Origin of the sequence: Neobacillus piezotolerans, assembly GCF_003362805.1 — a bacterium.
Taxonomy (GTDB): Bacteria; Bacillota; Bacilli; order Bacillales; family Cytobacillaceae; genus Bacillus_D; species Bacillus_D piezotolerans.
In genome coordinates this window covers 44,752-59,245 of record NZ_QNQT01000001.1, presented here as the reverse complement: position 1 = coordinate 59,245, position 14,494 = coordinate 44,752, and the positions used below count along the sequence as shown (strand labels likewise).

General features: G+C 46.8%; 15 protein-coding genes. All 15 read right to left on the bottom strand.

The features are described 5' to 3' along the window. Positions 1–337 precede the first annotated feature (337 nt). The 15 genes from DRW41_RS00345 to DRW41_RS00275 all read right to left on the bottom strand — a co-directional run bounded on the left by DRW41_RS00345 (position 338) and on the right by DRW41_RS00275 (position 14,491). Positions 338–1,993 (bottom strand): alkaline phosphatase, encoded by a 1,656-nt coding sequence (locus tag DRW41_RS00345; protein WP_115450857.1) that lies wholly within the window; start codon positions 1,991–1,993, stop codon positions 338–340. 284 nt (positions 1,994–2,277) lie between these two features. Then, a complete protein-coding gene (locus DRW41_RS00340) occupies positions 2,278–2,958 on the bottom strand; it encodes a DUF4386 domain-containing protein (protein ID WP_115449971.1) in 681 nt (226 codons plus the stop codon). Positions 2,959–2,991: 33 nt separating this feature from the next. After that, positions 2,992–3,216 (bottom strand): helix-turn-helix transcriptional regulator, encoded by a 225-nt coding sequence (locus DRW41_RS00335; protein ID WP_115449970.1) that lies wholly within the window; start codon positions 3,214–3,216, stop codon positions 2,992–2,994. Between the two features lie 2 nt (positions 3,217–3,218). Continuing rightward, positions 3,219–3,665 (bottom strand): hypothetical protein, encoded by a 447-nt coding sequence (locus tag DRW41_RS00330; protein WP_115449969.1) that lies wholly within the window; start codon positions 3,663–3,665, stop codon positions 3,219–3,221. Between the two features lie 217 nt (positions 3,666–3,882). Continuing rightward, positions 3,883–4,848 (bottom strand): alpha/beta hydrolase, encoded by a 966-nt coding sequence (locus DRW41_RS00325; protein WP_181884349.1) that lies wholly within the window; start codon positions 4,846–4,848, stop codon positions 3,883–3,885. A 27-nt stretch (positions 4,849–4,875) separates the two neighbouring features. Continuing rightward, complete coding sequence (locus DRW41_RS00320) at positions 4,876–5,394, bottom strand: helix-turn-helix domain-containing protein (RefSeq protein ID WP_115449967.1); 519 nt, start codon at positions 5,392–5,394, stop codon at positions 4,876–4,878. A gap of 267 nt (positions 5,395–5,661) precedes the next feature. After that, positions 5,662–6,141, bottom strand: a complete 480-nt coding sequence (locus tag DRW41_RS00315) for a branched-chain amino acid aminotransferase (protein ID WP_115449966.1) — start codon at positions 6,139–6,141, stop codon at positions 5,662–5,664. A gap of 178 nt (positions 6,142–6,319) precedes the next feature. Continuing rightward, a complete protein-coding gene (locus tag DRW41_RS00310; RefSeq protein ID WP_181884348.1) occupies positions 6,320–6,691 on the bottom strand; it encodes a DUF3899 domain-containing protein in 372 nt (123 codons plus the stop codon). 78 nt (positions 6,692–6,769) lie between these two features. Continuing rightward, positions 6,770–8,404 (bottom strand): peptide ABC transporter substrate-binding protein, encoded by a 1,635-nt coding sequence (locus DRW41_RS00305; RefSeq protein WP_115449964.1) that lies wholly within the window; start codon positions 8,402–8,404, stop codon positions 6,770–6,772. 12 nt (positions 8,405–8,416) lie between these two features. Beyond that, positions 8,417–9,427, bottom strand: coding sequence for an ABC transporter ATP-binding protein (locus DRW41_RS00300; RefSeq protein WP_115449963.1), 1,011 nt, complete (start codon positions 9,425–9,427; stop codon positions 8,417–8,419). After that, the gene (locus tag DRW41_RS00295; protein WP_115449962.1) at positions 9,427–10,443 is read right to left on the bottom strand and encodes an ABC transporter ATP-binding protein; all 1,017 of its coding nucleotides are present in this window, start codon (positions 10,441–10,443) and stop codon (positions 9,427–9,429) included. The genes DRW41_RS00300 and DRW41_RS00295 overlap by 1 nt, the downstream gene beginning before the upstream one ends. 12 nt (positions 10,444–10,455) lie before the next feature. After that, positions 10,456–11,397 (bottom strand): ABC transporter permease, encoded by a 942-nt coding sequence (locus tag DRW41_RS00290; protein WP_115449961.1) that lies wholly within the window; start codon positions 11,395–11,397, stop codon positions 10,456–10,458. Between the two features lies 1 nt (position 11,398). Continuing rightward, positions 11,399–12,325, bottom strand: a complete 927-nt coding sequence (locus DRW41_RS00285) for an ABC transporter permease (RefSeq protein WP_115450856.1) — start codon at positions 12,323–12,325, stop codon at positions 11,399–11,401. 180 nt (positions 12,326–12,505) lie between these two features. Further along, positions 12,506–13,357 (bottom strand): M55 family metallopeptidase, encoded by an 852-nt coding sequence (locus tag DRW41_RS00280; protein ID WP_115449960.1) that lies wholly within the window; start codon positions 13,355–13,357, stop codon positions 12,506–12,508. A 72-nt stretch (positions 13,358–13,429) separates the two neighbouring features. Further along, positions 13,430–14,491 (bottom strand): M42 family metallopeptidase, encoded by a 1,062-nt coding sequence (locus DRW41_RS00275; RefSeq protein WP_115449959.1) that lies wholly within the window; start codon positions 14,489–14,491, stop codon positions 13,430–13,432. Positions 14,492–14,494: the final 3 nt, after the last annotated feature.

Genomic DNA, 14,494 nt, shown 5'->3' with positions numbered 1-14,494 from the left:
AATCAGCACCGACTTGAGAACTCAAGGTGAGAATGCCGATCTGTGGTGTTCTCATTGGATAAGAAAATTCAGTTGTACGAGCACTGCGAAACATAAAAATCCACTTTCCTCTCGAGGATAAGCGGATAGTTTCAGCAGTGGCATTTCGGTGTTCCGGTTAACTGTGAAACACTCCGTGAAACAAAAAAACAGGGAGGGACAGGCACTGTTCGCATTTTCCTACGCCAAACCGCTGTGAAACACTCCGTGAAACAAGAAAATTCGGGGAGGGACAGGCACTGTTCGCATAAAAAAGTGCTTCCCCGGGTTATCTGGGGAAGCACAATTTTTTACGCTATTATTTTGACAGATTTAATGCACTTTGGGATACAAAGAAGTCTTTCCCGTTATATACAGTTACACCGTCAAGTGTCTTGGTGGACGTTTTTTGGTTTTGAGTGACGTGGGCAACATTTTTGTTAACAGGGATTTCAATCTTGATCGTTTGTTTCTCTGCAATGAATACAGGGTTATGTTTATCAGTTACATCAATGCGAGTAGTGTAGCCTTTATTTTCAAATGATTCCCTTGCATTGACAAAGAGCTTGTTGGATGTTTGTTTCAGGTCGAAGCCCATGAATTTTGCCATTGTTTTCGCGATGTCGGTATTGTCGATCAGTCCGTACGGTTTTGATGGGCCGTACGCATAAAGGAAGACATCTTCACCGGTATGGCCACCAGTCGTGAAACCAATGTTCGCACGGTTAGCCAGCATTTTCACCATATCCGCTTGCAAGGTTTTTGATGCTTTTAAAGCGTCAATTTCCTCTTGTGAAAGGTTATCCAGACCATATAATTCAGCTACTTCTTTCATATTGGAGCGGTCGGCTTTTAGCTGCTTCAATGCCCCTTCAACAGTCATCGATGCTTTCTTCAATGGATCAATGTAAGTTGAAACTGGAATCTCAGGGTAGTTGGAGTTGGTGTTCTGGTTACCCATTGTGATACCGCTGTTGCCGTGATCACTCACAGCGATAACCATAGTGTTTCCATCTTTTTTCGCGAATTCCAAAGCCTCTTTTACCGCATCGTCAAAAGCCAATACATCGCTAAGCATGCCAATTGTATCATTAGCGTGAGCGGCCCAGTCCACTTTACTTCCTTCTACAAATAGGAAGAAGCCGTCTTTATCCTTGGATAATGTATTGATTGCTTTATTTGTCATTTCAGCAAGGGATGGTTCGCTATTGTTTACTTTCTTACGATCGAAGTCATATGCAAGTGCGGAAGGAGCAAATGAACCCCAAATCTTTTCAGACTTTGAATTTAATAATTGATCCCTTGTCTCTACAAAATCATATCCATTTTGATTCAATACGTTTAAAAGATTTTCTCCATCAACACGCGCATTTTTTGTTGTGCCTGGCGCGAGTGATTCTTTTCCTCCACCAAGAACAACATCAATTCCCTGGTAAACTTGCTGCTCGGCAATGTCCTGGTAATTGCTGCGATGTGCCGCATGGGAAGAAAACCCTGCAGGCGTAGCATGCTGGATTTCTGAAGTAGAAATGATTCCAGTTGCCTTGCCCTGTAGTTTCGCGCCTTCTAAAACGTTCGCAACCGGTTTTAATGCATCTTTAGGGTCAACTGAATCCACACCAGGAGTATTCACAACCTGAGGGAGAAGTCCAACAATTTTATCGTTGCTCTTATTTCCTGTTGCCAGCGCTGTTGCAGCTGGGGCAGAATCAGTAATCGCGGATTCGGCAGAATGGGTTCGAACTCCCCCAATAAGGATTTCATCCAATGCCAGGTTCCCGCCTTTGTACCATCTTGCGAGAGAAGTAGCTCCCGCGCTTGTACCGTCCATCACCATCATAATGACGTTGGTAGGTTGCTTTTTCGTGTCTTTTGCTTCAGTAAAATTGTTGTACCCGGCAAAGCCTAAAGAAGAAACGGCGACCGCAGCGGCCACTGAGACACCAGCTAGTTTCTTTTTTAAATTTCGATTCATTTTCAAATCATCCCCCTAAGAAAAGAGTAGTAAAGCCACCTTTATCATAGATGGGGTATATTAAATTTAGTTTAGGATCATGTTAAATTTAGTTGAGGTTAAGTAAAGGGTTTGTAAAACTTACAATTTGAGAAAAATAGGTAAATAAAACTTTTCCAAAAATTTGTATAACAGCTTAAAAAGCCACTTGCTCAGCAGAAAGTGGCTTTTCAGTGTTCCGGTTTTTTGTGAAACATTTCTGTGAAACAAGAAAATTCGGGGAGTGACAGGCACTGTTCGCCTTTTCAGATGGGTTGGTTGAATCCTTTGGTTAGGAGCCAGACTGCGAGGATCATTTCGTTGGCTGCTACGGGCACCGCCAAGATGCCGCCCCAAACTGATATTTGTTCGATGATGCCGAACATGACCAATAGGGAACAAATGAAGACGGAAGCGGCTCCGGTAATTCCAAGTGTGGATAGAAACCTTGGCACGAGCCTTGTTTTGTAAAAAATATAGCTGTACATCATCGTATTGATGCCAAGCATGAACAAAGGTCCGAGCATAAACGTCCAGTCGTGGATTGCTTTTAATACGGTACCTGAAGCTTGAAAAGAAGCAGGATCCACTGAAGCCCCTGCTGCTACATATTCACGGCTCAAGGTCAACAGGGAAAGCACACTGATAACGCCAACCGTAATGACTATCGCTTCAAGGAACCTGAAGCAAACATGCCAGAGCGCGATTGTTTCGTTATATTTCCTTAAAATCGGGAACATCGTCGTTGCGGTGCCAATCGCCGAAACAACAAGCAGTAACTCCATAACCGCCCCCAGCACCACCCGGCTGCCATTCGCGGAACCTTTCTCCAGATAATCCGGCCCTATCAGGATAGGGTCATATAATTTAAGGCCGATTACCGCCGTAACCGCTGCCAGGATGAACAGGAATCCAACAATTTTTGCCGCCTTCTTGTCTGAACTCATTTGCTCCCCTACTTTCGATTTATTCAAATGGTTTTACAGATTAGGATCTTCCCCATAAAAGAATACTTCTTCCAGCGGCAAGTTAAAGGCGCGGGCGATGCGGAAAGCGAGTTCCAAGGATGGGGAGTAGTTTCCCTTTTCGAGTGCCACGATCGTCTGCCGGGTTACGCCAGCCTTGTCAGCCAGTTGCTGCTGAGTCATTTCATCATGGTTGAATCGTAATTTGCGGATATGATTGCCGACAAGATTTTTACCCACGGTTACACTCCTTTCCGGTAATGATAAAGCCGAGTTATCGAGCCCATGATATCGGCCAGGAAACCTGATGCTATCAGGATGATGAACATCATTTCTGACGGCTGAAAAAAGACCAGAGAACCCATTGCGAAAAGGAATCCACTGACAAACACAAAAAATGAATTCCGGAATGCCTTCAAACCAATTAGTTTATCCAACTCATCTTCAAATGACGGCACCTTTTCTCTGGTTGTAATTCTAAATAGGATCGTAAAAATAATGCTGATTATGATTTGTGCGAAGACTGAAAACAAAGTCAGAATAAGGACGAAGGAACCCCAATATTGGAATGTTTCAGTCGAGCCAAGTCCCCCGCTTGGATGCCGCGGGTACATGTACAGGCAATAAGCGGCAAAAATGAAGATTGTGCTAATCAATGATACGATGCTTTTCTTCTCTTGATACGTCATGTATTCACCTCTTGTCTAATTTAGTTTACTTAAAGTATAGTTTTATATACTTAATGTAAACTAAACTATACATTAAGTCAAATTAATTTTACAGATAATTGCGCCTTTTTTGAAAAAACCAGGTTTTTTGTTCATCAACACAAAAACTGCGGGAGAATTAAATCTCCCGCAGTGCTGCACAATCTCTCCACTATCCTTTATTTATGCCAACATTGGTTTAGCCCACATGCTCTTTATGGTTGTTAGCCAGGTAATTTTCATTCAGCCAGCCTTCGAGTTTGGACAATGCTTCTGGATGAAGAGGGCGTTTTAGGATTTCTTTGAATCTCTTCCCAGATTTTAAAATACTGAGTTCCTCGGTTTGAATGCGCAAGCCGTGTTCCATGTCCTTTATGATTGCGAATTCGGACTTCCCTTTGACGAGGGATGGAAGCTCTGCAAGCACTTCTTTGTCTGCCAGATGATCCTTGTCACCGATTACGGCGAGGACGGGACAGCTCATCGATTTTAAGGCTTCACGCGTATTAAATGCGCCATGTTCTCTGTACCATTTTGCAGGCTGTTTAAAGAAAATTTGGACTTTAACAATGTCTTCCTTGGACTGTTTGAATTTTTCCATCATCTTTGCTGCCGAATTTTCGCTTTTTTGTGCAACATTTATAAGCTTAAAGAACTTCCCAAGAACAGGCTTTGCAAGCAATTCATTGCTTCCAAGTTCCCTCTGCTTACTCAGTGCTTCAAAAAGGTTGTCGACCCCGCCTGAAAGGAAGATAACTCCCCCCAATGGCATCGATTTACCCAAAGCAGTGGCTAGAATCGTTCCTTCACTATGTCCGGCTACGATGATTCTCTCCTTATCCACGTTCGGGTTGGCTTGAAGGTATTCTACCGCAGTACGGGCATCTCCCACGAGATCCCACATCCCTGCAGCCATCCAGTTGCCTTCCCGCTTGCCTGTTCCCGGCTTATCATAGCGAAGCGTAACAAAACCAAGTCCAGTAAAGAACTCGGCCAGTTCCTTATAAAGGTTGGTCGTGAGCTTCCCATTCCCTACATTTCCATCGCGGTCCAGCGGCCCTGACCCCGCAATTAGCAGAATGGCAGGGTACACCCCTTCACCCGCCGGCAATGACAATGTTCCATAAATCCGATTTTTCTCTCCAAATACAACTTCTTTTTCCATCCCAATCCCCTCCATTAACTTTCTACATTAATTTTTTTCCGGAATGACAATCGTCGCAAGATTTCGCGGCGTCCGTTCAGAAGATGGCTCATTCTTCATCGCCTCACTAATCAAGCGGCCGATATTTTGGGCAAGTTCCAGGAATTCTTCATCGGTCAGATGCATTCTGGCCACGCGGTAAGTAACGCCGTCCCTTTGCAAATCGAAATCAGTCGATAGATATTGCTCATACGTACCCATTAATTGCGCCAAAAAGGTGAAAAATAACTCTAAATGCTGCTCTTTGCTTATCCTGTCTACATGTATCCGGGCTGTTTGTTTTAGGGCATATACTTTTTCAACTGTTCCCCTGACCTGGTTCTCCTGGACAACTTCAATGAATCCTGCTTCCAGCAGTTTGTTCAAATGGCGGTACAATGTTGCCTGAGGTACATCCTTGATATGGTCCAGGAGTTCAAACGCTGTTCGATGCCGACCGTTCACCAGTGACTGGAGAATCTTCATCCGGACTGGGTGAAGAATAAGTTTAGTACGATCAAAATCCATTCTGAATAACACTCCTCTGATGTTCATTATCAAAATTGATAATATTAGTGCAAAAAATAAGTCATTTAATATTATTATCACTTTTGATAATAATACTATACCTTTAACATGTCAACCTATTTTTCACATAAAAAACAATGCACTCTCCGAATGAGAGATACATTGCTTAATCCAAAGGTTACAGTTCCACTTCTTGTGCCAGGGCAAATAGAAATCCATACACAAGGTTTAACGTTTCTCCAACTGTACGTTCCTCGTTGAAGTCCTTCAATGCCTCAATCGACAAATTGAAATTCCAGATTCCCTCCCCCCGTCAAATACGAGGCTGTAGTCCTTTTTCGGGAATTCGAATTTCTCCTGTAAAAGCTGGTTCAAGGCTTCCCCAAATTTCTTCTGCAGCTTTAATCCGAGCAACGCCTGATAGTTTCGGAAAACATCGTCCACCTCAAGGACGACCGCGTCTGCGTCGACCAGCTCGAACCATTTCGATTCGACGTACAAGAACTGATTCATGTTCTTTTTAAAATAAGAAACTGGCTGCCGCAATACTTCCGCTCCGCCTTTTGAAACCATTTGTTCCGTTTCCTTGTCAGTCAGTTCAATATAAGCATCCTCAAAGCGTTCCGCCGGGTCTCTCCCGCTTAGTGCCCCTTCTTCAATCAAGCCTAGTTTTTCCGCGTATTTTATCTCTTCGGCAAATAAGGATTCATTTTTCTTCAACAATTTCTCCATGTTCGTCTTCAGCATCTCAGTAATCTCCTTTAATCGGGCTCTATATTTGGTTATACCATTTTCCGCCGCGATTAAAAAGTTTGTACCCAATCTTTCAAGCTGATCTTCTTAATCCTGAACCGTTTTACTTAATGGAATCTGAGTACAAAAAAACCGGCTCCTCAGGCTGAACTGCACCTGAATGGGCCGGTTTTTAATAGTAAATAATCAATCCAAGCAAAGAAACGCTGACGGAACTGAAGCCGATTAAAGATGTGTAGGTGATCAGATGGCGAAGCAGGCTGCCTTTAAATTCCGCAAGGCTTTCATCCTCCTTGGCCCGCTCGTCTTCCCGCTCCATTGCCCTGGACTTTGGAGAGATGAATGAACCCACTTTATTGAAGCCTTCCATAAACAAGGTAAGGAATCCTGTTTTTAAAATCAAAAAGATGGCGCTGGCCATGAGGAAGCTGATGCCTGCCAAAAAAGAATGATTAATAAATTCTATCCATGACATAGACAAGACGAATTTCGCAATCAGCCACATAATAATGAATAGTATAAAACCTGCACTCTTTTTGGCCATCATACTTCCTCCCTTAACCAACATGCAGGAAAAAGCGACTAGTGCACTCTTTCCTGCTTTTTTAAAAACAAACCCTACTTATTCAGAAACCTTTTTCGCCCACTTCACATTTGGATAGCGGTTGAAAGGATAAATAATATCTTTGAACTTTGGTGATGTCAGGTATGTGTTGGTATAATGGTAAACCGGAAAGAACGGAAGCTCTTCCATCAGGATATCCTCTGCCTGGTGAAGGAGTTCAAAATGCTTGTCCTTATCCTGTTCAGCCTTTGCCTGGGCCATCAATTTGTCGTATTCCTCATTTACCCAGCGGGAGCGGTTGTTCGGGCTGTCGCCAAGGTAGTAATCGAGGATTACTACCGGATCCAGCAGTGATCCAATCCATCCCATGCGCGCCATCTGGAAGTTGCCTTGATGGGTTGTATCAAGATAGGTTTTCCATTCCTGGTTCGCCAGTTTGACGTCCACACCAAGGTTTTTCTTCAACATTTCCTGGACCGCTTCAGTGATTTTCTTATTGTTTTCGGACGTGTTGTAAATTATTGTAACAGGAGGCAGCGTACTCCAGCCTTCTTCCGCCATTCCCTCTTGCAAAAGTTTCTTCGCTTGTTCACTGTCTTCTTTAAAGTAGTCGCCGCCAACTTCACGGAAATCCCCTTTGGATGTTTCCACTCCTTGAGGAACGAATGCATATGCCGGGGTTTCGCCCGCTTTTGTAATATTCTTTGTTATCGGTTCCCGGTTGATGGCCAATGCGAACGCGCGGCGTACTTTCGCATTCGTAAATGGTTCTTTGGTTACGTTGAACATGTACATGTAGGTTCCAAAGTAAGGAACGTTTTTGTACTCTTTGTTGCTCTTTTCTTGTTCTACAACATCTGTCGGAAGCGTCTGGATCAGGTCAAGCTCCCCAGTTTTGTACATCTGGTAGTATGTTGTCGCGTCGTTCACGACTTTCCAGGTAATCTTTTCGAGTGCGATGTTTTTGCTGTCATAATAGTTCTCGTTCTTTTCCGCGACAACCTGGCTGTCATGCTTCCATTCCGTCATTTTGAACGGCCCGTTGCTGATATAGACGTCTGCTCCGGCGGCCCAGTCCTTATTCTGTTCAACTAGGTCCTTTTTGACCGGATAGAATGTCCTCAAAGTCAAAAGTTCCTCGAAATAGCCAAGAGGATTGTTCAGTTCGACGACGAGGGTATGATCATCCGTTGCTTTTACCCCGACATCTTCAATTGTTCCTTTCCCTTTGTTAAACTCTTCAGCGCCTTTGATGTAATACATATAAAATGCAAATTGCGCCCCTGTATCAGGGTTCATTGTGCGTTTCCAGCTGTACTCAAAATCATGAGCTGTCACCGGTGAGCCGTCGGACCATTTGGCATCGTCACGGATTGTGAACGTATACGTTTTGCCATCATCGGAAACCTTTACATCCTTCGCTGTTCCAAGAACCGGCTTGTCATCCTTGTTTTTTACATACAAGCCTTCAAACGTGTGATCCAAAATCCATGCGGAGGTTGTATCCGTAGCCATAGCCGGATCCAATGAAGGCGGCTCATTAATTGCATTGAGGACAAGTTCCTGCTTAATTCCTTTCGTGCTATCCTTCGACCCGGTAGCCGATGATTTTTGATTTCCGCCGCCGTAACAGCCGGTTAAAACTGAGCTGAGTACCATAAGGGCAGCTAACATCCAAACCCATTTCTTCATTTCCCTTCCTCCTTAGGTGTAATTTCTTTCGTTATATAGATGGCACGCCACCCAATGCTCCGGCTGGACTTCCCTGAAAGCAGGGATCGCTTCGGCACAAATGGACATGGCATGCGGGCATCTCGTACGGAATCTGCAGCCGCTCGGCGGATTGACCGGACTTGGGGGATCCCCCTTAAGCACGATTCTTTCCCTTTTCGCGGCCCCGGGTTTAGCGACTGGAATCGCGGACATTAATGCCGTTGTGTACGGGTGGAGAGGCTCTGCGAAAAGATCATCACTGGTTGCGAGTTCCATCATCTTTCCTAAGTACATGACGCCGATCCGGTCGCTGATGTGCTTGACCATCCCAAGGTCATGCGCGATGAACAAATAGGTTAGCCCTTCCTGTTCCCTCAGGTCTTCAAGCAGATTGATGACCTGTGCCTGAATGGAAACATCAAGCGCGGAAATCGGTTCATCAGCGACGATGAACTTTGGATTAACCGCAAGCGCCCTCGCAATCCCGATCCTCTGCCGCTGCCCGCCGCTGAATTCATGCGGATATCTTCGCGCATGCTCGGGGCGGAGGCCGACCCTTTCAAGCAAATCGTAGACGCGCTCCTGCCTTTCTTTTCCCTTTGCCAGGCCGTGGGCGTCGATGCCTTCAGCGATGATGTCCCCAACGCGCATCCTTGGGTTCAGGGACGCGTGCGGATCTTGGAAAATAATCTGCATTTCCCGGTTGGCGATCGCCTTTTCCTTTCTTCCAAGGGTGCTTAGGTCAGCTCCGTTGTAAAACATTCTGCCTTCGGTCGGATCCTGCAGGCCGACAATCGTTTTGCCTAGCGTTGACTTGCCGCTCCCTGATTCGCCGACAAGGCCAAAGGTTTCCCCGCGTTTGATTTCAATCGAGATATCGTCGACCGACTTAACGGTCTGGTTGTTTTTGATCGTAAAATATTTCTTCAGATTCTCTACTTTAAGAAGCGTATCGGATGAGGCGGACTGTTTTTCCGCGGCCTCCACTAGCAATTTGGCCATCAGTTTTCCCTCCCTGCTGCCACAAGGTCTTCAGCCTTTGGAGCCCTTGGGTCGTTTAGCCAGCACCTAGAGTAATGTCCGGTTTCTATTTCGAAAGCCGGCGGCATTTCAGAAAGGCAGACTTCCATCGCGTATTTACACCTAGGGGCGAATGGGCAGCCCGCCGGAGGTGAAAAAAGATCCGGGGGGGTTCCTTCAATGGGAACTAGCCGCTCTTTTTCCGCGCTTGTATGGTCGGGTATGGATTCCATCAGCCCCCATGTGTACGGATGGCGGGGATTTTCAAAAAGTTCGCGGACTGTGCCGCTCTCCACCATCATTCCGGCATACATGACGATAACCCGTTCCGCTGTTTCCGCCACTACCCCAAGATCATGCGTGATAAGGATGATTGCAGTATCGGTTTTTTCTTTTAAATCCCTCATTAAATCAAGAACCTGGGCTTGAATGGTCACATCAAGCGCGGTTGTCGGCTCATCGGCAATCAGGAGTTCAGGGTTGCAGGCAAGCGCGATGGCAATCATCGCCCTTTGCCTCATTCCGCCACTGAATTCGTGAGGGTATTGATTGTATCGCTCTTCAGGGTTCGGAATGCCGACAAGGCGAATCATGTCGATTGCGCGCTTCTTCGCTTCCGTATTCCCGAGCTTTTGATGGACAATCAACCCTTCCTCAATTTGCTTGCCTATTTTCATCGTTGGATTAAGCGACGTCATCGGGTCCTGGAAGATCATACTGATTTTTGACCCTTTTACTTTTTGCATTTCACGTTTTGAAAGCTTCAGAAGATTTTTTCCTTCAAAAAGGACTTCCCCATTTTTGATAATCCCGGGCGGTGTCGGGATGAGCCCCATGACCGTCTGGACCGTGACGCTCTTTCCGCTTCCGCTTTCCCCCACAATGGCGACGATTTCGCCTTTATCAATATGGAAGGAAACATTGCGGACTGCCTTTACCTCGCCGCCGTAAGTTTTAAAATTCACTTCGAGGTTTTTTACTTCGAGTAAATGGCTCACAATTGCTCCCTCCTATTTCCGGTTTCTAGGGTCCAAGGCGTCCTGGAGCCCGTCCCCGAATGCATTGAATGCAAACATTGTCAGTGAAATTAAGAACCCAGGGAAGAACAGCCTCCACCAATGACCGCTCAAAATGACTCCAAGCGCGTCGTTCGCCATCGTCCCCCAGCTTGCGTGTGGCGCCTGTACGCCAAGCCCAAGAAAACTGAGGAATGATTCCGCGAATATGGCCTGCGGAATTGTAAAGGTCAGGTTGACGATGATGATGCCAAGCGCATTTGGCAAAAGGTGCCTCAGGACAATTTTTGCATGGGACGTCCCGAGCTTTTCCGCTGCCATAACATATTCCTGTGATTTCAATTGGAGTATTTGGCCCCTTGTGATCCTTGCCATGCTGACCCAGCCAGTAACGGTCAGGGCGATGATTATGGATGTGACGCCAGGCTCCATGATTACCATCAGCAAAATAACAATCAAAAGGTAAGGAATTCCATAAAGTATTTCGATAATCCTCATGATGATATTATCGACGCGATCGCCCTTCTTGCTCCGGCCGGCCATGTAGCCGGCTATCCCACCAATTGTGACTCCGAGAACGAGGTCAATTAATGCGGCCACAAAACCGATTGTCAGTGAGACCCGTGCCCCGTACCATGTGCGCGCCCACATATCCCGGCCGAGGTCATCGGTACCGAACCAGTGCTTTCCGGGCGCCAAGTTCCCATTTGTCAAATCCTGGCCAGAAGCGCTGTAGGGAACCATTTTCGGCCCGAATATGGCAAAAAACAAGATGATTACCAGTATCGACATGCCGAGGACGGCCAATTTGTTTTTCATGATATTCATCAGCGTTTCTTTCCAAACACTCAGGGACGGCCGCTGGATTGGGTCAACGATCCTTTTTTCCGCGGAGACAGGGACAAACAGTGAGCCTTCCAGTTTTTTCGCCTCCATTTTACTTCCCTCCGCTCGAAAGTTTGATCCTTGGGTCGATCAGCCTGTAAGAAATGTCGATCAGGAACAGGATGACGACAAGAATCGTACTGAAAAAGATAGTCGTCCCAAGGATGACTGGATAATCACGGTTGAAGATGCTGTCCACGAAATACTTTCCAAGGCCCGGAATCGCGAAAATCTTTTCGATAACGAATGTACCGGTAATGAGTGCGACAGCCAGCGGGCCGATAAAGGTAATGACGGGCAGGATTGCGTTCCGTATTCCGTGCTTGATGACAAGCCGTGGTGTTGAAAGGCCTTTCGCATTGGCTGTCTTGATGTAATTCTGGTTCATGACGTCAATCATGCTCGACCGCATAAAGCGTGCGATAACGGCCATTGGCGAGGCCGCAAGCGCGAGTGAAGGCAAGATGCTGTGCTGGAAGCTTCCCCATGAAGCAACGGGCAAAAGCCGCCATTCGACCGCGAAATACTTGATTAAGAGCGGCGCCAAAATAAAGCTTGGCACCGAAATCCCGAGAATCGCGATCATCATCGCCAGGAAGTCGATTGGTTTATTATGGTTCAGCGCCGCCATGATCCCAAGAAGCAGGCCAAAGAACAATGCAATGACCAGTGCCTGAATCCCGAGCGTTGCCGATGCAGGGATGCCGTCCGCAATGATGCTGTTGACCGTCCGGGTCTCCGATTTTATGGAAGGGCCGAGGTCCATCATCACAAGGTTTTTCATATAAAGGGCGTACTGGACCGGCAGAGGCTTGTCCAAATTGTATTTCGCCCGGATGTTTTGCAATACTTCCTCCGGCAGGGCATCTGCATCCGATGCGAATGGATCTCCCGGTATGAATTTCATGATGACAAAGGTTAACGTAATAATGACCCAAAGCGTCAAGAGCATCGTTAACAGCCTTTTGACAATGTACATTTCCATTCACCTCGCTGCATTCATTTGTTGGTGGAACGAACTCCTATTCAGTCATAGTTTCTAGAAGGTAGTTCAATGATTTCATAATCTATAAGAACCTCTCGGTTGATTTCCGCTCCAGGCACTTCGCAATTCAAACGAAGTGTATAATGTTTTTCAACCTATTTAGTCCACTAATTCCTAAGCATTCACCGATCCAAGGACGCCGTTTGTCGCTGTCATGGCGATGATAACGCATCCCCACATGTGTTTGTAGGCTGTGACCATGTTGTCACACGTGAAGCGGATGCTCTTCGGACCGGTGAGTTCGACGGTTGGCAAGGTCGTTGTCATTTTTGCCTGCTGCGGCCCTTTGAATTTCAGGTCGAATGTGACAGGGCCTTCGCCAATTACAAGCGGCTTTGCCTGTTTCGCTTTTTTAACAGCCGCTTCGGCTTTTTCCCGGATTTCCTTGCGGGCGACTTCCGGATGGAGAAGCTCAGCCGCGAAACGGTCAACCGCCCTTTTGGTGACGGCTCCTTCTACTTCAGGCAGGGTTTCCTGGACTTCCTTCACATAGGCGTCATCGCCGCTGATGAACAATGGAGGAACTCCCATTGCACCCGCAACGTAGGAATTCATTTCTGTTTCGCCGACGACTTTACCGTTTATTTTCATCTCTTCTACGCAAATCCCGGCGAGCGTATGGCTGATGACGGTAACATCGGATCCGCCTTCCCGCCCGTGGTGGCCGACGAACATGATACCTTCGAATGATTCATCAAGGCCCTCCAACTGGCACATCACCCTGTTGTTTCCTGAAACGAGGCGGGCCCTCGGGTCGAGCTCTTCGATGATGATGTTCGACATGTTGCCATGGCCGTCCGCGACAACGACTTCGGTCGCTCCCCCGTTGAACGCCCCTTCGATCGCGGCATTTACATCGGCTGTCATCAGTTTGCGGAAGCGCTGGTATTCCGATGGCGTTTTTAGCTGCTGGTTTGTCGCGACCCCGGAAATGCCTTCCATGTCTGCAGAGATAAAGATTTTCATAGTTTTTCCCCCATAATTCGAAATTTTGATTTTTTATGATAAAGAGAGGGCTTGCGCCGTTCTCCTTTACTACTAAAATTCAAATCTCTGATTTTCCTTGAGGTTGAGGATGAATGCTTTTAACAAATCCTTTGTGGCTTCGAGGTCTTTCAGATCTATCACTTCTACCGGCGAGTGTGCGTATCGTGACGGGATGGAAAGGACGCCGGTCGGAATTCCCTTGTTGGCATAGTTGACGGCGCCGCCATCGGTTCCGATTCCCGGGAACACTTCAAGCTGGTAAGGGATGCCCTGTTCTTTCGCCAGTTTTACAAGTGTATCTTTCATCGTCTTATGGACGATGAGGCTGAAGTCCATCACTTTGATTCCGGTCCCCCGGCCGAGTCCGAGACTCTGGTCCATCGTTTCTTCCGGCGTATCGCTGACCGCGGTTGTATCGACGGCGATCGCCGCATCGGCGCGGAGATGTTCCGATGCTGTTTTTGCCCCTCTTAAGCCAACTTCTTCCTGGACGGCAAAAAGGAAAATCAGCTCGCCCGCAAACTCCTCTTGCCGGACTTCCTCAAGCGCCTGCAGGAGGACCGCGCATCCAGCCCGGTCGTCAAGGGATTTGGCGCGAATTTTCGGCGCTTGCTTCGGCCCGAAAACGACAAAGTCCGTACCCCAGGTAATTGGCGTTCCGACTTCAACGCCCATTTGCTCCGCTTCCTCTTTTGAAGAAGCACCGATATCTATGTATAGCTGGCTGTGCCTTCTCACTTTTGAGGGATCATCGAACTTCACGTAATGCGCCGACATCGTCCCAATGACTCCGGAGAGCAATCCCTCATTCCCCATTACAGTTACTGGCTGGGCCAACAGGATTCGGTCATCATTTCCGCCGAGCTTCTCGAATCGCAATAATCCGTTCTGTTCGATTTTTTTGACGATAAAGCCGATTTCATCAATGTGGGCGGTCAATATTACCGTGGGCCCGGGGCCGGTGCCTTTTTTCCTGGCAATTACGTTTCCGATTGGATCAATTTGAACATCATCAACTCTGCCGCTTAGGTACTCTTTTAAAAAATAGGATACTGAATGCTCATATCCGCATGGCCCCGACAAGCTTGTCAAAGTTTTTAACTGTTCTATCAACGC